Origin of the sequence: Pseudofulvimonas gallinarii (genome assembly GCF_004343305.1) — a bacterium.
GTDB lineage: Bacteria > Pseudomonadota > Gammaproteobacteria > Xanthomonadales > UBA2363 > Pseudofulvimonas > Pseudofulvimonas gallinarii.
Genome location: NZ_SMAF01000002.1, coordinates 21722 through 40008, shown reverse-complemented (window position 1 = coordinate 40008; position 18287 = coordinate 21722). Strand labels below are relative to the sequence as shown.

Sequence of the window (18287 nt, the reverse complement as noted above, 5' to 3'; positions counted from 1 at the left end):
GACGCGCCGCCACCCCCGCCGTGGTTGACCGGCGAATCCCGCGCCGACCACCATTCGCCCAGGCTGTCCCAAGGAGATGGATCCGATGAGCGGATCGCGACTGATCGTGCTGGCGCCGTCGAAACCCGATGCGGCATTGGCGCAGCGCATTGCCGCCGTGCTGGCGCGTGCCGACCACTGGCCGGCGGCGGCCGACGGCGGCGCGCGGGTGTACGACGACCTGTTTGCGATCACGCCTACCGGCTGGCCGGAAGCAGCGCTGACACGACAGATCGACGCCGGCGATGCCGAGGACCGTCACTGGCTGCGCGCCGATCCCGCGCATTTCCGCGCGGAGATGGCGAACGTGCGCCTGATGGGCTGTGGCGCGCAGACCCTGCGCCTGGACCTCGATGAGGCGCAGGCGCTGGTCGCGGCGCTGGCACCCGTCTTCGGCGACGAGGGCTTCGAGCTGAGTGCGCCCGTGCCCGGACGTTGGTACCTGCGCGCCTTCGCCAGCAACGCGGTGCCGGATTTTCCGGTGATGGCCCCGCCCGACGACGCCATCGGTCGCGACATCTTCGAGCTGTGGCCGGAAGATCCCATCGGCCGGCGCTGGCGGCGGCTGTTCTCGGAAGCACAGATCGTGCTGGCGCAGCATCCGCTCAATCGCCGCCGGGAACAGGCGAAGCTGCCGGCGATCAACGGCCTGTGGTTCCACGGCGCCGGCCGCCTTCCACGGCGGGTCGACAGCCCGCTGTCAGCCGTGTCGACGCCCGATCCGCTGCTGCGCGCACTCGCCCAGCAGGCCGGCATCGCGCTTATCGACGCCGCCGGGGCGGCGGACCGCAATGGGCACCTCCTGTTCGACCTGCGCAACGACGCGACGCCACTGCCGTCGCTGCTCGACGCCTGGGACAGCGGTCGCGTTACCGAACTGGAATGGCGTTCGCCCGCCGGCCGCTGGCTGCGCAAACGCTGGCACCGCTGGCGCTTCTGGCGCCGCTGACCTCGCGAGCATCGCTGACAGCCACTACAAAGCGAGCCCAATTGGCAGGCTCGCGAAATGTCCCTGCCACGTTTCACGCGCCCTGGTAGCGGGCTCGCGTGCGCTCACCGCGCCGTGCTCGCTCGTCACACCCGCGCAGGCGGGTGTCCAGTGGCGTGGCGGGAACGTCGCCATTTCCGGATTGGCCGGTGCGCATCGAGTGCGGACTCATCACGACCATTCACTGGATGCCCGCCTTCGCGGGCATGACGGAGTCGGGGCTGTGAGGAATGCGCGAAATGTCCCTGCCACCGATTCACGCGGCACTGTTACACGCGGTCAGGTGCTAGCGAAGCCTTACCAGCCGACGCACCAACTCCCAGCCGCGACGCAACAGCGATGCCTCCCAAGCCATTAGTCGAGCAGCCCACTCAGGCATGCCGGCGTCCTGGGCTGCCGAAAGGGGAGGGTTGGCGCCGCTGCTTGAGAATGCTGCCCGATAAATGGCCACGACCAGTTTGAGCTCGATGACCAGCAGGACGGCGAGTCCGACGTACCGAGCGAAGCCAACCGTGCTGATGAGCTCGTGGTGCTGGTCCGGGACGATATGACCGGCGACCCAGATGCCGAGGCAGCTCAGGGCAGCCGCCTTGAGAAGCGCAGCGCGGCCACGTTTCCTGTAGCACCACCAGTAGAGTGCGGGCAGCACGATTGCCAGATCAAAGAGCAGGCCGGCCTCAAGCAGCGCCGGATCCGACCACGAGTCGGCCAGCGCCAGGACGAGATCACCTCCGACCACCAGCATGGCGACCGGAAGAAACCAGTGGGCCTTGAGCACGATCTTGCTTTTCTCCACGATCATGGGGCGGTGCCTCCTGGCACCTAACGCCGCAGTCAAGCGGCATTCGGGCCGCGCCCGGTATGTTACAAGATCGGGAACATGCAGGGTGCGGCCCCAAACCGCTTGACTGATTGGTTAGCGCATGCCGCGCTACTTGCTGGGAGACAGCTCCGGCTATCGACGCCGCCGATAGTGAGCCGATGCCAGATACCCAATCGGCGACCGAGCCCCAATTTGCGACCAGTTGATAGAGAAGCCCAACGGTTGAGTTGAGCGGCGCGCACGCCGGTGTATGGGCTTGGCACTTTATCGTCCCCGCGTCCGCTCGAACGAGGTGTTAGGCGGCAATGCCCTAGATCGTGCGTCATGAATTTGCCTCGGCCTTTGCCAAGACGCGCTGCATCACCAGCGTAGCGATGCGTTGCCATTCAGCGCCCGTGATCGGACGACGCCCAGAGGCATGCCACTGATTCCGCCACTCAGCATAGACCGCCTGGCGCAGATCCGGCCTTGCGTCGTTGTACCCAAAGTGAATTCCACAGGAAGGACAGATCTCGTGCGAAGAGATGCCGTCTGGCCAAGGCTCAAAACCGAGGGCGGACTCACATACTGGGCACGACGTCTCAGACACGGTCTGCCGCCTAACTAATGTTCGACCCCGAAACGGGGTGTAGCGCCTGTTGTAGTGGCTTCGGCAGGAGGCGTCAATCGCAAAATCCCCAAGGGAATCAATACCCGTCGACGATGCTGGCCGCGCGGCCTTGCCGCACGCCGCCTGGATTATCCGGCAAGCGTGCAGTGTTATGCGTTATCACGGCGACGGCGCGGGCATGACAGACTCAGCCCCTTCACGCCGGTGGCTGGCGAATGTGAAAGGAATCATTGGGTTGGTTGACTTTGCACCGCATCCTGATCCGCAGGATTGGCGGCAAAGGGCTGCGCCGTCCGGCTCGCGGGCCGGACCACTGGTGGTCATCGTTATGATCAGCGACCAGCCCGGATTTCCATTTCAAGGTCCGGATGCCCGAGCTCCGGAGAAGGTGCCGCGCCGCGCCTGGATGGCGCGGTGTGCATGCGATGGGCGGTTAGCTCAGTACAACGCGCGACAGCGCAGGGTGCCGGGGATCGCCGCCAGCGCGACCTTGAGCTGGTCCGCCTGCTCGCGGGTGGCCGAGACATCGACCACGACGTAGCCGATGGTCGGATTGGTCTGCAGGTACTGGCCGTCGATGTTGACGCCGGCCTTTGAGAACACGTCGTTGATCTGCGAGAGGATGCCCGGCTGGTTGCGGTGGATGTGCAGCAGGCGGCGGCTGGACGGATGTTCCGGCAGGTTGACCTCGGGGAAGTTGACCGCCGACAGCGTCGAGCCGTTGTCGCTGTAGCGCACCAGCTTGGCGGCGACTTCGCGGCCGATGTTGTCCTGGGCTTCCAGGGTGCTGCCACCGACATGCGGTGTCAGGATGACGTTGTCCATGCCGGCCAGCGGCGAGACGAAGGGATCGTCGTTGCCCTGCGGTTCGACCGGGAACACATCGATGGCGGCGCCGGCGAGGTGGCCGCTGCGCAGTGCCTCGGCGAGCGCGTCGATATCCACCACCGTGCCGCGCGAGGCATTGATCAGGACTGAGCCCTTGCGCATGCGCGCGAGTTGTTCGGCGCCGATCAGGTCGCGCGTCTGCGGCGTTTCCGGGACGTGCAGCGTGACGATGTCAGCACGCTCCAGCAGGTCGTCCAGGCCGTCGCTGGGACGCGCGTTGCCGAGCGCCAGCTTGGTGATCACGTCATGGAAGATCACGCGCATGCCAACCGCTTCGGCAAGCAGGCCGATCTGTGTGCCGATGTGGCCGTAACCGACCACGCCGAGCACCTTGTCGCGCACTTCGAAACTGCCGGCGGCCGACTTCGACCAGCCGCCGCGGTGGCATTGCGCGTTCTTCTCCGGGATGCGGCGCATCAGCATGATGGCTTCGGCCAGCACCAGCTCGGCGACGCTGCGCGTGTTGGAGTAGGGCGCGTTGAACACCGGGATGCCGGCCGCCTGCGCGGCGGCCAGGTCCACCTGGTTGGTGCCGATGCAGAAGCAGCCGATCGCGATCAGGCGGCGTGCATGCGCGAGCACGTCGGCGCTGAGCTGGGTGCGCGAGCGGATGCCGATGATGTGCGCCTCGGCGATGCGCTGCTTGAGCTCGTCGTCGGGCAGTGACTTGGTGTGGTAGTCGATCGATTCGTAGCCGGCGGCCCGGAAGGTCTCGACCGCATTGGCGCTGACGCCTTCCAGCAGCAGGACGCGGATATCGGACTTGGGAAACGAGGTCGTTGCCATGACGGGTGCAGGCGGCAGTGGAGCGGGGGCGGACACTATGCCAGAAGCGCGTACTTGATGCCGCACCGCAGCACTGGCAGGCTGCGTGTTTTCAGCCGGTTCTCACGACATGAGCGATTACCGTTTGCAGGCGCTGGCGCGGCTGGCGCGGCTGGCGCCCGGTCTGGTGCTGAAGACCGATCCCGCCGACCTGGAACATTACGGACGGGACTGGACGCGGCGCTGGACGCCGGCACCGCTGGCCGTCGCCTTGCCGGCCTCGGTCGAGGACGTCCAGGCGGTGCTGCGTTGGGCCTGTGCCGATGGCGTGGCCGTGGTGCCCTCGGGTGGCCGAACCGGCCTGTCCGGTGGCGCCGTGGCCGCGAAAGGCGAGCTGGTGCTGAGCCTGGAGCGCATGAACAGGGCGCTGGACTTCGACCCGGTGGACCGACTGCTGACGGTGCAGGCCGGCATGCCGCTGGAAGCCGTGCAGCGCACCGCTGCCGACCACGGCCTGCTGTATCCGGTGGATTTCGCCGCCCGCGGCTCCTGTGCGATCGGCGGCAACATCGCCACCAATGCCGGCGGCATCCGGGTGATCCGTTACGGCAATACCCGCGAATGGGTCGCCGGGCTGAAGGTCGTGACGGCGCAAGGCGAGGTGCTGGAACTCAACCGCGGACTGGTCAAGAACGCCAGCGGCTACGACCTGCGCCACCTGTTCATCGGCTCGGAAGGCACGCTGGGCGTGATCGTCGAGGCGACGCTGCGCCTGACCGATCCGCCGCCACCGTCGCAGGTCATGCTGCTGGCGGTGCCGGAACTGGATGCGCTGATGCGCGTGTTCGGTGCCTTCCGCAGCCATCTGCGCCTGCAGGCCTTCGAATTCCTCAACGATCGCGGCGCCACGCATGTGGTCGCCCACGGAGCGCAGCCGCCATTTGCCGAAGTCTCGCCGTACTACGTGGTCACCGAGTTCGATGCCGCCAGTGACGACGACCAGAACGCCGCGCTGGCGGTGTTCGAACAGTGCCTGGAGCAGGGCTGGGTCAGCGACGGCGTGATCGCCCAGAGCCAGGCGCAGGCCGCTGCGCTGTGGCGGTTGCGCGAGGGCATCACCGAAGCGCTGGCGCCGCGCAAGCCGTACAAGAACGACATTTCCGTGCGCATCAGTGCCATTCCGGCCTTCATGCACGCGATGCAGGACCTGTTCGAGCGCGACTACCCAGGTTTCGACGTGGTCTGGTTCGGCCACATCGGCGACGGCAACCTGCACATCAACGTGCTGGCGCCGGACGGCATGGCGCAGGACGCGTTCATCGCCCGCTGCGAGCAGGTGACGAAGGCGCTGTCGGAGGCGCTGGTGCGCGTCGGCGGCAGCATCTCCGCAGAGCACGGCATCGGGCTGGTCAAGAAGCCGTATCTGTCCGGCACGCGCAGCGACGCCGAGATCGCGCTGATGCGGGCGGTACGCGCCGCGCTCGATCCTGCGGGTATCCTCAATCCCGGCAAGCTGTTCGACTGATAACGGACCGGAGGGCGAGGCATGACCCTGGATATCGCCCTGGTACTGGCCATCGCCCTGGGCGCGGTGGTGCTGTTCGCCACCGAGAAGCTGCGCATGGACGCGGTGGCCCTGCTGGTGCTGGGCAGCCTCGCGCTGCTGGGCCTGGTCAGCACCAACGAGGCGGTCAGCGGCTTCAGCAGCCATGCCACCATCACCGTCGCAGCCATGTTCGTGCTCGCCGCGGGCCTGCAGAACAGCGGCGCACTGGCCGGCATCGGCTGGCTGTTCAGTCGCGTGAAGTCGCCGACGCTGTTCCTGTTGACCCTGTTCGGCGTCCTGGCCGTGGTGGCGCCCTTCGTCAACAACACCGCCGTGGTCGCCGTGTTCCTGCCCATCGTCATGACGGCAACGGCAGCCAATGGCATGGCGCCGTCGAAGGCGCTGATTCCGCTGTCCTACGTCTCGCAGATGGCCGGTGTCTGCACGCTGGTCGGCACCTCGACCAATCTGCTCGTGAACTCGATCGCCCGGGATCTGGGGCATCCCGGCTTCGGCCTGTTCGAGTTCACTTCGCTCGGGGTGATCTGTTTCGCGGCGGGCAGTCTCTACCTGCTGACGGTCGGCCGCTGGCTGCTGCCGGAGATCCGCTCCGAAGGCCTCGTCGAGGACTACCAGCTGGGCAAGTACATCACCGAGCTGCGGGTCATGTCGGAGTCGTCTCTGATCGGCACCAGCGTGGGTGAATCGAAACTGGGCGAGAAGTTCGGCGTCTTCGTCCTCGAGCTGCTGCGTGGCGAGCAGAAGGTGTGGTCGCCCCGGGCCCAGGTGTTGCAGGAAGGTGACGTCCTGCTGGCACGCGGCGACTGGAGCCGCCTGGACGAGCTGAGGAAAAAGGCGGGCCTGGAGATCGACCCGGAGTTCAAGCTGAAGGCAAGGCAGTTCCGCGAGGTCGACCAGGTCCTCACCGAAGTGATGGTGGCGCCGGCCTCACGCGTCGTCGGCAGCACCCTGGCGACCCTGGACCGGCGCTGGCACCACGACGCCACGGTGCTGGCCATCCACCGGCGCGGCCAGATCCTGCGCGAGAAGATCAAGGATGTCAGCCTGGACGTCGGCGACATCCTGCTGATGCTGACGCCCGAGCGTGAAATGCCGGCGCTGCGCGCGGACCCCAACCTGATCGTGCTGACCGAACGCGAAGCGGAACGACCGCGTGGCTGGCGCGCGCCGTTTGCGCTGGCGACCATGGTGGTGGTGATCACGGTGGCGGCGCTGGGCTGGGCACCGATCGTCATCACCTCGCTGATGGGCGCACTGGCGATGGTGCTGGCGGGCTGCCTCGATGCCGACGAGGCCTACGAATCCGTGGACTGGCGCATCATCATCCTGCTCGCGGCGCTGATGCCCTTGGGCATCGCCATGACCGGTACGGGTGCAGCCGCGTTCCTGGTGGACAATACGCTCGGTCTGGTGGCCGGGTTCGGGCCGTGGGTGGTCCTGGCGGTCCTCTATCTGCTGGCCCTGCTGCTCACCGAGTTCATGAGCAACGCGGCGGCCGCCGTGCTGCTGACGCCGCTGGGTATGTCCACGGCGACCATGCTGGGCGTCGATGCGACGCCGTTCCTGATCGCCGTCACTTTCGCGGCATCGACCAGCTTCACCACGCCCGTGGGCTACCAGACCAACACCATGGTCTACAGTGCCGGCGGATACCGCTTCATGGATTTCGTGAAGGTCGGCCTGCCGCTGAACCTGATCTTCTGGGTCCTTGGCGTCCTGCTGATCCCGCGCTTCTGGCCGTTCTGAGACGTGATTGAGCCACTGCTGATCGAATCCTGATCCTCTGCTGAGATTCGATTCGCCACCGCAGGTACCGGTACAGGCCGGGCCGACGCTATGCTCGGGGCCGGTTTCCGCTTTCGCACAGGGGGTGCGGAATGAAGCGATTGACGGTTCTTGCCTGTCTGTTCCTGTTTGCCGCGCCTCTTCTGGCGGGCATGCACATCATCGGGCAGGGTGACGTCACCCATACGGCGGTGGCGGATGGCAACTGGTTCGACCCGGCGACCTGGCAGCCGGGGGTTCCCGGAGACGGCGCCGTGGCGCTGGTGCCCGCCGGCCGCAGCGTGACCTATGCGGGCCATGGTGACGCCCGCCTGCGTGGCCTGCTGGTCGATGGTCGCCTGGCCTTCAGTCCGCAGCAGTCCAGCACGCTGAAGGTGGACACCTTCGAGGTCGGCATGGCCGGCGAGCTGGTGGTCGGCACCGTCGCCACGCCGGTGGACCCTGATGCGCAGGTGCGCATCGTCTTCACGTCCGGCAGCGACATCGACATCGGCTGGGATCCCGACCTGCTCGGCCGCGGCCTGGTGGCGCACGGCCGCGTGCACATCCATGGTGCGCGCAAGACGGTGCACGGCAAGGTCGCCAGCGATCCGCTGGCCGGCCAGACCAGCCTGGTGATGGCGGAACCGCCGCAGGGCTGGCGGGTGGGCGACACGCTGGTGCTGGCCGGCACGCGCTACTCGGGCTGGAAGTGGGACAACTCGATCTCCGCAGTGCGCTATTTCGGCACCCAGGACGAGGTGCTGACCATCACCTCGATCAATGGCGCGACCGTCGGTTTCACGCCGGCGCTGCAGCACGACCACCGTTCGCCGCGGCCGGACCTCAAGGCCTCGGTGGCGAACTTCAGCCGCAACGTGCGTTTCGAGACCGAGAACGGCGAAACCGCGCCCGTGCATCGCCGTGGCCATGTGATGCTGATGCACCACACCGATTACGACGTACGCTACGCGCAGTTCCACTACCTGGGGCGGACGGACAAGTCGGTGCCGAGCTTCGATCCGGACCAGCTGCCCGGCTTGACGCCAACCAGCAACATCCGCACGCGTTATCCGATGCACCTGCACTTCACCGGCCTGGATCCGGCCGAGCCGCCGGCCATCGTGATCGGCAATTCGGTGTTCCACAGCCCGGGCTGGGGATACGTGCACCACGCCAGCAACGCGATCTTCCACGACAACGCCAGCTACGACACGCACGGTGCCGGTTTCGTCGCCGAGACCGGTGACGAGATCGGCTCGTGGACGCGGAACATCGCCATCAAGGCCAAGGGCAACTCGTCCTTCAATCCGAAGAACGGCGTCGATGTCGAGTCCTACGACATCGGCCGGACCGGCGCCGGCTTCTGGTTCCAGGGTCGCATGGTCCGCAACGTCGGCAACGTCGCGGCCAGCGTCAACCAGGGTTACGTGTACCTGCACCGCGGCACGCGCGTGCGTCACTTCCCGTATCGGCTGTTCCCGATGGGCGATGCGCTGCGCCGTGACCGGCAGAACTCGCCGGACCATCCGCCCATCCTCAATTTCCACGACAACGAGGCTTTCGCCAGCACGGTCGGCCTGTATGTCGTGAAGGCGAACCCCAACCAGGGCCATGACATCCACACGCACATCACCGACTTCCGGGCCTGGGAAGTGCGTGCCGGCGCGGCGATGGAGTACACCTCGCATTACCTGCTGCAGGGCGTGGACATCATTGGCAATACCCCGGAACCGTTCCGCTCCCCCGCCTTCGGCATCGAGTTCGGCACCAACGCCACCGACATGGTGGTGAATGGCGCCCACATCGCCAACGTGCCTGTCGGCGTGATCCTCAGCAAGGAGTTCACGACCAACGATCCGGTGTCGAAGAAGCAGTACGTCACCATCGACGTGACCTTCGACAACGTACCCCAGCATTACGAACACCTGGACCCGGAATTCGACCGGATCCTGACCGGAGCCGACCTGGTGCCGGGACGCTTCGACATCGACATCAACAACGGCCAGATGCTGGAGTACACCGACTCGGGCACCGCCGCGGGTGTTTCGATGCCGTTTTCCGGTACCAAGACGGACGCCATCGGTGAGCAGCCGATTCCGGCCGGCACCGAATGGACCGGCGTCACGCCGCCGGTGATGATCCACATCGTCTCCAACGATGGCTATTACCGCACCGCCGACGGCGTGCCCTACGCGATCGTGCCGCAGTACTTCACCAGCCGCGCCGACGGTGTCATCAGCAAGTACGGGTTGATCGTCCGCCTGGGTCCGGCTGTCGAGGCACTGCTGGGCAATCCGTGGCACGCATGGCGCGACGCCTTCCAGCGCGGCGTCCTCGATCTTTCAAGCCAGCGGCCATCGGCGGCGGACGACGTCGCGTCGGTGGCGGTGAACGGCACGACCCTCGTCGACGTGCTCGCCAATGACAGCGATCCGGATGGAGACGCGCTGGAGATCGACGGATTCGTGCCGCCGCTGTATGGGCTGGCCTGGGTCACGGAAGACGGCCGCATCGGCTACCGGCCGGATCCCGATTACAGCGGCGAAGACCGTATCCGATACTGGGTCACCGACCGGCAGGGACACTTCGTGCCGGCGACGGTGTATGTGGGTGTGGGTGGTGAGTGGATTTTCCGCAACGGTTTCGAAACGCCGTGAGCCATCGGAGTGCGCGTGGCTGGCGCGCGCACGCCATTTTTTTTCAGGACTTGTCGCGGACCACCAGCAGGCGGGTTTCGGTCATGTCGCGGATGGCGTAGCGCACGCCTTCGCGACCCAGGCCCGAATCCTTGACGCCGCCATAGGGCATGTTGTCGACGCGCCATGACGGCACGTCGCCGACGATGACGCCGCCGACATCCAGCTCGTCCCAGGCTTTCATGGCGTGCGCGAGGGAATCGGTGAACACGCCGGCCTGCAGCCCGTAGCGGCTGTCGTTCACTTCGTGCAGCGCTGAATCGAAGTCGTCGAAGGGCTCGATCATCGCGACCGGGCCGAACACTTCCTCGCGATACAGCCTGGCATCGCGTGGCACGTTGTCCAGCAGCGTCGCCTGCAGCATGGCACCGTCGCGCTCGCCGCCCGTCAGGATGCGCGCGCCACCCTGGGTCGCTTCCTCGATCCAGCCGGCGATGCGTTCGGCTTCGCCGCTGTCGATCACCGGGCCGATGAAGGTGTCCTCGTCGCGAGGATTGCCCGACTTGAGTGCCGCGACGGCGGCAACCAGGCGCTCGCGCAGCGCTTCGTACAGCGAGCGGTGGGCGAGGATGCGCTGGACGCTGATGCAGCTCTGGCCGGACTGGTAGTAGGCGCCGAACACCAGCCGGTCGATGACGGAGTCGAGGCGGTCGCGCTGGTCGGCGTCGATGATGCAGGCGGCATTGCCGCCGAGTTCGAGCACGACCTTCTTCTTGCCCGCGCGCGTCTTGAGTTCCCAGCCGACGTCCGGCGAGCCGGTGAACGACAGCAGCTTGAGGCGCGGGTCGGTGGTGAACAGGTCGGCGCCGTCGCGATGGCAGGGCAACACCGAGAAGGCGCCGGCCGGCAGGTCGGTTTCGGCCAGCACCTCGGCGATCACCAGCGCGCCGATCGGCGTGCGGCTGGCGGGCTTCAGCACGAAGGGACAGCCCGCGGCGATCGCCGGCGCGATCTTGTGCGCGGCCAGGTTGAGCGGGAAGTTGAAGGGCGAGATGAACGAGCAGGCGCCAACCGGCACCTGGCGCGTGAATCCGCGATAGGCCTGCGTGCGCTGGCCGATGGCCAGCGTCGGCACTTCGCCGTCGATGCGCGTTGCCTCTTCGGCGGCGATCTTGAAGGTTTCGATCAGGCGGGTGACTTCGCCGCGGGCGTCGCGGATCGGCTTGCCGGCCTCGATGCACAAGGCCAGCGCCAGTTCTTCGGCGCGTTCACGGAAGCGCGTGACGCAGTGTTCCAGCACCTGCTGCCGTCGCCAGGCGGGCAGTTCCCGCATCGGCCGCTCGGCTTCCACCGCGGCGGCGATGGCGCGGTCGATGTCCGCCGGCGACGCCATCGCCACGCGCGTGGCGACCTCGCCGGTGAACTTGTCGGTGACCTCGAGATCGGTGTTCGGCTTTTCCGGCCGGTTGGCGAGATAGAACGGATAGCGTTCTGCAAGCATGGCGGCGCTCCGGGAGTCGGTCTTCCGGCATTGTCACGCAAGGCTGCGTGCAGGTGTGCGCGCCGCGCCGCCGCGTCAGGCGGCGGTCAGGCTGGAGACGCGCGGTGTATGCGAAGAAGGGGCGCCTGTTCGAACGGCGCGTTGTGGCTGACCAGCGCCGGTCCGGCCGAAGCGGGGGCTGCGGCCCTGGCGCAGGCGGGATGCGCGCTGCGCCGGCCGCAGGCCGCGTCAGAGGATTTCGCGGAAGATGAAGAAGATGATGATCGACAGCGTCGCGCCGATCGGCAACGTGATGATCCAGGACACGAAGATGTTGCGGACGACGCCGAGGTTGATGGCGGCGATGCCGCGCGCGAAGCCGACGCCGAGCACGGCGCCGACCAGCGTGTGCGTGGTCGAGATCGGCATGCCGGTGCCGGAGGCGATCACCGTCGTTGCCGCGGCGGCCATTTCCGCGGCGAAGCCGCGGCTCGGTGTCAGCGCGGTGATGCCTTCGCCGACGGTCTGCATGACCTTGCGGCCATAGGTGGCAAGGCCGACGACGATGCCGGCGCCACCCAGCAGCAGCACCCACGGCGGAATGCCGGCGCTCTGCATCACTTCGCCGGTGGAGGCGACGGAGATCACCGCGGCGACCGGACCGACCGCGTTGGAGACGTCGTTGGAACCGTGTGCGAAGGCCATGGAGCAGGCCGTCACGATCATCAGCATGCCGAACACGCGTTCCACCGTGGCGTAGTTGCTGGCGCGGTCGGCGGTGGGGTCGGGCTTGATGCGGCGGATGACCGCCCAGCCGCCGAGCGACACCAGCAGACCGATCACCACGGCGCCGGCATAGGTCAGCGGCAGGCTGATGTCGAGGCCGACATGCTTGAGCCCTTTCAGCATCGTGATCAGCGTGATGTTGAACGCGGCGAAGAACATGTACACCGGCACCCAGCGCTTGGCCTGGCGGAGCGGGTTCTCGTCGTCGAGGATCAGGTACTGCACGGTGCGGAACAGCAGGTAGGCGAGGGCGCCCGCCACCATTGGCGATATCACCCAGCTCATCGCGATCGAGCCGACCTTGCCCCAGTGCACGGCATCCAGGCCGAGGCCGACCGCGGAGAAGCCGACGATGGCGCCGACCAGCGTATGCGTGGTGGATACCGGCCAGCCGTTGCGCGAGGCAACGGTCAGCCAGATCGCGCCCGCCAGCAGCGCCGACAGCATGCCGCAGATGAGCAGGCGCGGATCATGCGCGACCACGCTGGCATCGACGATGCCGCTGCGGATGGTGGCGGTGACTTCGCCACCGGCCAGCACGGCGCCGGCGAACTCGAAGATCGCGGCGATCAGGAAGGCCTGCTTCATCGAGATCGCCTTGGCACCGGTGGAGGTTGCCATGGCATTGGCGACGTCGTTGGCGCCGATGCCCCAGGCCATGTAAAGGCCGAAGATGCCCGCCAGGGCGATGTACAGCGTCATGCTGTCCATGTGTGATCCGGAAAAGTTGGGAAGGGAAACCGGGGCTGCGGAATCAGCGGGCGATCACGCGCTGCAGCAGGCCGCCGACGCGATGCGACTGGTCGCCCAGGTCGCCCAGCCATTCGATGGCCTTGTAAAGGAAGATGACGCTGACCGGCGGAAGGGTTTCTTCCATCGCGAACACGCCGGTGCGCAGCTCGGAGGCGATCTGGTCGGTCTCGTCCTCGATCGCGTCCAGTTCGGTGATCATGCGTTCGACCAGCGTGACCTCGCTGCCGCGGAAGCCGACGGTGAACAGGTCTTCCAGTTCGCCGACGCTTTTCTCGGCCTGGATGACGGCATCGACGCTGCGACGGGCCAGCAGGCGGTACTGGTCGGCCAGCGCGGCCGGCGGCAGCAGCTTGCGATGGAACATCAGGCCGGCGATGTCCTTGGCGCGGTTGGCGATCTTGTCCTGGGTGGTGACGAGGTCGAGGACGTCGCCGCGGTCCACCGGCATCAGCAGGGTGCTCGGCAGGCGGATGCGCAGGTCGGCCTTCTGCTTGTCGGCCTCGTGCTCCAGCTCCTGGATCCGCTTGCGTACGGCAGCGGCCCGTTCCCAGTCGGCGTCGAGCGCGGCATCGATGAACCCCAGCAGTTCGCGCGCGGCCTGGGCGGCGGTGCCCATATGGGCTTTCAGCGGCTGGACGGGCGAGCGCCCGAAGAGGCTGGAGAACAGGCTGGTTGCCATGGGGAGGAAGACCGTTCGGGTGGCGTTTCGAAGGTGGACGGACACCGCGTCCGGCGTCCTTTCGTCTTTCACAGGGGGGCAATGTTACTGAAAGACACCGACCGCCGTCAGGGATTGATTTCAGCGGCGGACGCGGCGGCGGCCGCAATCCAGGCGGGGCGCGGACAGATCGAAGGGCCCGGGCGCCGGAACGCGGCTCCGGCGCGGCGCAGACAGCCGCCCCCTGTGTCCGGTATCGACGGATCATGCGAGCTGCGCGACCCGCGAGGGGTCGCGCCAGCGCACTGCAGGATCGGCGCGCTGCAGCCGGTCAGGTGGGGCTCAATGCCGGCGATCTCCCTGCCAGGCGGGTCGCCGCCAACGTCGCGGCGTGCTTCGTCCCGGCACCCCGCGGCCCCTGTCGCCGGGTCGCGCTGTTATTGCGCTTCCGCCAGGCGGGCCGCGATGACCTGCGCGATGCGATCGGCCAGTGCGCCCAGTTCGGTGATCACACGGTCCAGCTCGCCGGCATCGAGCGCGTTGTAGGGACGGTTCTCGCAGAGTTGCAGGTAGGCGACGCCATCCAGGTCGTTGGCAGCCAGGTAACCCACGCGCTGTTCCCAGTTGAACCGCAGGGCGCGCAGCGGATCGGCGCCGGCCAGCGGTGCGACCGGCGCGGACACGCGCACGCAGCGGCGGCCGTCCTCGATCTCCAGCTCCGAGAGGAACAGGCTCTGGCTGCGCACGCCGTCGGCGACCGGCAGGTCGAAACTGATCAGGTAGGGATCATCGTCCTTGAGCGACCAGCGACTCTGGCAGTGAGCGCGGATGTCTTCGAACGTCTTCATGGCGGATCTCCTCGTGCGGCCAGTGTAGCCATCATTGTCCGAAGGGCCCATACGCCCGATCAGGGCGCCCTGTGCCATCGGCGCTCGGCCGCATCGCGGATCCGGCCTGCAGGGGCCGGGCCGGTATCAGGGTGGCGCGGCCCGCGTTTCCGCGGCGCCGTTACACTCGGGTCAATGAACCCGGCCTCTTTCCCGAGCTGAAAACATGGGCGACGACTCTTCCCGGTCTGCCGTTCCTGCGACGTTTCCCCGTATCTGGGCGGTGATCGCGGCGATTCCGGCCGGCACGGTGCTCAGCTACGGCGAAGTGGCCCGGCGCGCGGGCCTGCCGCGGCGCGCGCGGCTGGTCGCACAGGCGCTGCGTGCCGTGCCCGACGCCATGCCGTTGCCCTGGCACCGGGTGCTGCGTTCGGACGGCCGCATCGCTTTCCCGGCCGACAGCCTCGGGTTCCGCGAGCAGTGCAATCGCCTGCGCAGCGAAGGCGTCGAAGTCTCGGCGACCGGCCGCGTCCGCCTTGCCGCTGCGGCGATGTCGCTGGACGAGCTGCTCTGGCGACCCTGATCCCTTTCCATGGAAACCGACATGCACCCACCGCGTCCCGTTGTCTCCCAGGCCCTGCTCGTCGTGATGGCGATCGTCTTCGGACTGCAGCAGCTGTGGCCGGAACAGATGCTGGCCTGGTTCGGCCTGTGGCCGGATGTCGGGCCGATCCGCGTCGGCTTCGTCGATGGCGTGCCGATATTCGCGCAGTTCGAGACCTGGCAGTACCTCACGCATGGCTTCCTGCACGGCGGGGCCGCGCACCTGCTGATGAACGGACTGGCGCTGTACATGTTCGGCAGCCTGCTGGAGCTGGCATGGGGTGGCACGCGCTACCTGGTGTTCTTCCTGGCCTGCGTGGTCGGCGGTGGCCTGATGCAGGCGTGGTGGATCGGTGTTCCCACCGGCAATGAAGTGAGCGTCACGCTGGGCGCATCCGGCGGGGCTTTCGGCATCCTCGCCGCCTTCGCGCTGCTGTTTCCACGCCACAAGGTGCTGTTGCTGATTCCGCCCGTGCCGATGCCGGCATGGCTGCTGGTCACGCTGTTCGCAATGGCAAGCACGGTGATGGGCATCACCGGCCTGATGCCCGGCATCGCCCACTTCGCGCATCTGGGCGGGCTGCTTGCGGGATTGCTGTTGTACGTGCTGGTGGCGCGGAACTGGTGGCAGCCCGGCCAGGTTCCGGCCGCGCGGCGGATGCCGACGCGGCCGGAGGACTGAGGCTTACCAGATGTGCACGCGGGTCTCGGCCGGCGCGACCATCGGATCGCCGGCCTTGCAGCTGAAGGCGGCCTGGAAGGCGTCAAGGTTGGACAGCGGGCCGTTGACACGGAACTTGGCCGGCGCATGCACGTCGGTGCTGAGGCGCAGCTTCAGTTCTTCCTCGCGGTAGTTGCGGCGCCACACCTGCGCCCACGACAGGAAGAAGCGCTGGTCGGCGCTGAGGCCGTCGATCGGCGCCGGTTCCTGGCCGCCGTTCGCCCGCTGCATCGCCGCGTAGGCGACGGTCAGGCCGCCGAGGTCGGCGATGTTCTCGCCCAGCGTCAATGCACCATCGACGGTCAGGTTCGCCGTGCTGCCGTCCTGGAAGTTGCGCAGGGCGACGTAGTTGCTGGCCTGCTGCACCAGCCTGCCGGTGCGTTCCTCGAAACGCGCGCGATCTTCGGCGGTCCACCACATGCGGTAGTTGCCGTTGGCGTCGAACTTGCTGCCTTGGTCGTCGAAACCGTGCAGCAGCTCGTGGCCGATCACGCCGCCGATGGCGCCGTAGTTCACGGCGTTGTCGGCCTCGGGATCGAAGTACGGCGGCTGCAGGATGGCGGCCGGGAAGGCGATCTCGTTGCGCTGCGGGTTGTAGTAGGCATTGACCTGCTGCGGCGGCATGCCCCATTCGCCCTTGTCCACCGGCTGGCCGGCCTTGGACATCTGGCGACGGTGTTCGAACGCGGATGCGGCGCGCACGTTGTCGTAGTAATGGCCGCGACCGATCTCCAGCGAGGCGTAGTCGCGCCAGCTGTCCGGATAGCCGATCTTCGGCGTGAAGCTGGCGAACTTCTCCAGCGCCTGCGCCTTGGTTTCCTCGCCCATCCATTCCAGTTCCTGCAGGCGCACCTTCAGCGCGGCCTGCAGGTTGTTCACCAGCTCCAGCGCCTTGGCCTTGGCTTCCGGCGGGAAGGTGCGCTCGACGTAGAGCTGGCCGACCGCTTCGCCCATGGATGCGGAAATGGTGTCCAGCACGCGCTGCCAGCGCGGACGCTGTTCGTTCTGGCCGCGCAGGGTGCGGTTGTAGAAATCGAAGTGTGCATCGACGAACGCCTTCGCCAGGTACGGCGCAGCGTCGTCGGCGGTATGGAACGCCAGGTAGGCGCGCCAGTGCTCGACCGGCACTTCCTTGAGCATGAACTCCAGCTCGGCGAAGTAGCCCGGGCTGGCATAGGACACCTTCTCGACATGGTCGAGGCCCTGCGCCGCGAGGTATTCGCGCCAGCCCAGGCTGGGCGACAGCGATTCCAGCGCGTCGATGTCGAGCGGGCGGTAGTAGTTGCCGGCATCGCGACGCTGCAGTCGCGTCATCGACACGCGGGCGAGGCGGTCTTCGATGTCATAGACCTGGCCCGCCTGTTCGGTGGCCTTGTCCTCCGGCACGCCGACCAGCTGCAGCACGCGCGCGATGTGGGCGCGATAGGCGTCCTGCTTGGCGCGCGAATCATCGTCGGTGCGCGTGTAGTAGTCGCGGTCCGGCAGGCCCAGGCCGGTGCCCATCACGTAGGCCATGGTCATTTCGGAGTTCTTCATGTCGCCGAGCACCGCCACGCCATACAGGTGGCTGCTGCCGGTGGCGGCGGTTTCGCGCACGTAGGCGACGACGTCCTGGCCGGAAGACAGGGCGGCGATCCGTTCCAGGTCGCCCTTGATCGGCTCGAAGCCGGCACGCTCGATGGCGCGCTCGTCCATGCCGGAGGCCCAGAAGTCGCCCAGCTGCTGGCGGACCGAACCCTTGGCAGCGCGCGCCGAGGCCGCTTCCTGCAGGATCTCGTGCTGCACGTTGCGGCTGCGTTCCTGCAGCTCGTCGAACAGGCCCCACAGGCTGCGGTCGGCCGGCACCGGATTGGTCGCCAGCCAGCCGCCGTTGGCGTACTGGTAGAAGTCCTGGCAGGCATCCGCACTGGTGTCGAAATTGCGCGGGTCGATGCCGCGCTCGTTGCTGTAGGCGAACACAGTGGTGGAGGCGGCAAGCCCGATGGCGAACACCAGCGGGCGAAGGCGCGGGAAGCGACGCATGGAAAATCCTCGGTATCTGGGAGAAAAAACGACAGGCCGGCCAAGGCTCCCGCCGCGGCCGGCATGGTGACAGTGTCTTAGGTCATGCCCTGTCGGCGTTCTGCGCCGGACGGGCGGCCACGCAGGTCAAAGCGTTTTCGAGAACACGCCGACCAGCAGGGTTCCGAACGCGGCCAGCAGGCACCAGAAGGCGTTGACGCTGAGCAGCGGAATCGTCACGAAGACGGACAGCACGGCCGCCGCCGCGAGCAGCAGCGAGACGATCAGGGCGGGCCAGGTCGGGGGCGTCAGCATGAAGGCATCCTCGTTGATGGGGCGGCGGGCATCTTCCCACAGGCGGGCGCGGCGGGCACT

The 18287-nt window shown here is 67.2% G+C and carries 14 protein-coding genes; 6 read left to right on the top strand and 8 right to left on the bottom strand.

The features are described from left to right. The first annotated feature begins 85 nt into the window (after positions 1-85). A complete protein-coding gene (locus EDC25_RS01835; protein ID WP_132577184.1) occupies positions 86-988 on the top strand; it encodes a phosphoglycerate mutase in 903 nt (300 codons plus the stop codon). Between the two features lie 325 nt (positions 989-1313). Here EDC25_RS01835 and EDC25_RS01830 read toward each other — a convergent pair whose 3' ends face one another. Both EDC25_RS01830 and serA read right to left on the bottom strand, forming a co-directional pair. Next, entirely contained in the window at positions 1314-1829 is a 516-nt protein-coding gene (locus EDC25_RS01830; protein ID WP_123520966.1) for a hypothetical protein, read from the bottom strand. Between the two features lie 1069 nt (positions 1830-2898). Then, a complete protein-coding gene (serA, locus tag EDC25_RS01825; RefSeq protein WP_123520967.1) occupies positions 2899-4134 on the bottom strand; it encodes a phosphoglycerate dehydrogenase in 1236 nt (411 codons plus the stop codon). A 109-nt stretch (positions 4135-4243) separates the two neighbouring features. On the opposite strand from serA, the gene EDC25_RS01820 reads away from it, so the two are divergent. The 3 genes from EDC25_RS01820 to EDC25_RS01810 all read left to right on the top strand — a co-directional run bounded on the left by EDC25_RS01820 (position 4244) and on the right by EDC25_RS01810 (position 10104). Continuing rightward, positions 4244-5638, top strand: a complete 1395-nt coding sequence (locus tag EDC25_RS01820) for an FAD-binding oxidoreductase (protein ID WP_132577183.1) — start codon at positions 4244-4246, stop codon at positions 5636-5638. A gap of 21 nt (positions 5639-5659) precedes the next feature. Beyond that, the gene (locus EDC25_RS01815; protein ID WP_123520968.1) at positions 5660-7426 is read left to right on the top strand and encodes an SLC13 family permease; all 1767 of its coding nucleotides are present in this window, start codon (positions 5660-5662) and stop codon (positions 7424-7426) included. Positions 7427-7557: 131 nt separating this feature from the next. Then, on the top strand, positions 7558-10104 hold the full coding sequence (locus EDC25_RS01810; protein ID WP_123520969.1) for an Ig-like domain-containing protein: 2547 nt from the start codon (positions 7558-7560) through the stop codon (positions 10102-10104). Between the two features lie 43 nt (positions 10105-10147). Here EDC25_RS01810 and EDC25_RS01805 read toward each other — a convergent pair whose 3' ends face one another. The 4 genes from EDC25_RS01805 to EDC25_RS01790 all read right to left on the bottom strand — a co-directional run bounded on the left by EDC25_RS01805 (position 10148) and on the right by EDC25_RS01790 (position 14608). Further along, positions 10148-11584, bottom strand: a complete 1437-nt coding sequence (locus EDC25_RS01805) for an aldehyde dehydrogenase family protein (protein WP_123520970.1) — start codon at positions 11582-11584, stop codon at positions 10148-10150. A 228-nt stretch (positions 11585-11812) separates the two neighbouring features. Continuing rightward, positions 11813-13060: an inorganic phosphate transporter gene (locus EDC25_RS01800; RefSeq protein ID WP_123520971.1), complete on the bottom strand. Its 1248-nt coding sequence runs from the start codon at positions 13058-13060 to the stop codon at positions 11813-11815. Between the two features lie 43 nt (positions 13061-13103). Next, the gene (locus EDC25_RS01795; RefSeq protein ID WP_123520972.1) at positions 13104-13781 is read right to left on the bottom strand and encodes a TIGR00153 family protein; all 678 of its coding nucleotides are present in this window, start codon (positions 13779-13781) and stop codon (positions 13104-13106) included. A gap of 416 nt (positions 13782-14197) precedes the next feature. Continuing rightward, positions 14198-14608 (bottom strand): hypothetical protein, encoded by a 411-nt coding sequence (locus tag EDC25_RS01790; protein WP_123520973.1) that lies wholly within the window; start codon positions 14606-14608, stop codon positions 14198-14200. Between the two features lie 205 nt (positions 14609-14813). Between EDC25_RS01790 and EDC25_RS01785 the strand changes: the two genes are divergently transcribed. Both EDC25_RS01785 and EDC25_RS01780 read left to right on the top strand, forming a co-directional pair. Further along, positions 14814-15170, top strand: coding sequence for an MGMT family protein (locus EDC25_RS01785; protein ID WP_123520974.1), 357 nt, complete (start codon positions 14814-14816; stop codon positions 15168-15170). A 21-nt stretch (positions 15171-15191) separates the two neighbouring features. Next, the gene (locus tag EDC25_RS01780) at positions 15192-15872 is read left to right on the top strand and encodes a rhomboid family intramembrane serine protease (protein ID WP_123520998.1); all 681 of its coding nucleotides are present in this window, start codon (positions 15192-15194) and stop codon (positions 15870-15872) included. 3 nt (positions 15873-15875) lie between these two features. Here EDC25_RS01780 and EDC25_RS01775 read toward each other — a convergent pair whose 3' ends face one another. Continuing rightward, positions 15876-17933, bottom strand: coding sequence for a M13 family metallopeptidase (locus EDC25_RS01775; RefSeq protein ID WP_123520975.1), 2058 nt, complete (start codon positions 17931-17933; stop codon positions 15876-15878). Positions 17934-18059: 126 nt separating this feature from the next. After that, on the bottom strand, positions 18060-18227 hold the full coding sequence (locus tag EDC25_RS14625; RefSeq protein ID WP_164483898.1) for a hypothetical protein: 168 nt from the start codon (positions 18225-18227) through the stop codon (positions 18060-18062). Positions 18228-18287 lie beyond the last annotated feature (60 nt).

Coding starts and splice junctions, on each gene's coding strand:
- EDC25_RS01835 (WP_132577184.1), top strand. CDS start 86: ATGAGCGGATCGCGACTGATCGTGCTGGCGCCGTCGAAACCCGATGCG.
- EDC25_RS01830 (WP_123520966.1), bottom strand. CDS start 1,829: ATGATCGTGGAGAAAAGCAAGATCGTGCTCAAGGCCCACTGGTTTCTT.
- serA (WP_123520967.1), bottom strand. CDS start 4,134: ATGGCAACGACCTCGTTTCCCAAGTCCGATATCCGCGTCCTGCTGCTG.
- EDC25_RS01820 (WP_132577183.1), top strand. CDS start 4,244: ATGAGCGATTACCGTTTGCAGGCGCTGGCGCGGCTGGCGCGGCTGGCG.
- EDC25_RS01815 (WP_123520968.1), top strand. CDS start 5,660: ATGACCCTGGATATCGCCCTGGTACTGGCCATCGCCCTGGGCGCGGTG.
- EDC25_RS01810 (WP_123520969.1), top strand. CDS start 7,558: ATGAAGCGATTGACGGTTCTTGCCTGTCTGTTCCTGTTTGCCGCGCCT.
- EDC25_RS01805 (WP_123520970.1), bottom strand. CDS start 11,584: ATGCTTGCAGAACGCTATCCGTTCTATCTCGCCAACCGGCCGGAAAAG.
- EDC25_RS01800 (WP_123520971.1), bottom strand. CDS start 13,060: ATGGACAGCATGACGCTGTACATCGCCCTGGCGGGCATCTTCGGCCTT.
- EDC25_RS01795 (WP_123520972.1), bottom strand. CDS start 13,781: ATGGCAACCAGCCTGTTCTCCAGCCTCTTCGGGCGCTCGCCCGTCCAG.
- EDC25_RS01790 (WP_123520973.1), bottom strand. CDS start 14,608: ATGAAGACGTTCGAAGACATCCGCGCTCACTGCCAGAGTCGCTGGTCG.
- EDC25_RS01785 (WP_123520974.1), top strand. CDS start 14,814: ATGGGCGACGACTCTTCCCGGTCTGCCGTTCCTGCGACGTTTCCCCGT.
- EDC25_RS01780 (WP_123520998.1), top strand. CDS start 15,192: ATGCACCCACCGCGTCCCGTTGTCTCCCAGGCCCTGCTCGTCGTGATG.
- EDC25_RS01775 (WP_123520975.1), bottom strand. CDS start 17,933: ATGCGTCGCTTCCCGCGCCTTCGCCCGCTGGTGTTCGCCATCGGGCTT.
- EDC25_RS14625 (WP_164483898.1), bottom strand. CDS start 18,227: ATGCTGACGCCCCCGACCTGGCCCGCCCTGATCGTCTCGCTGCTGCTC.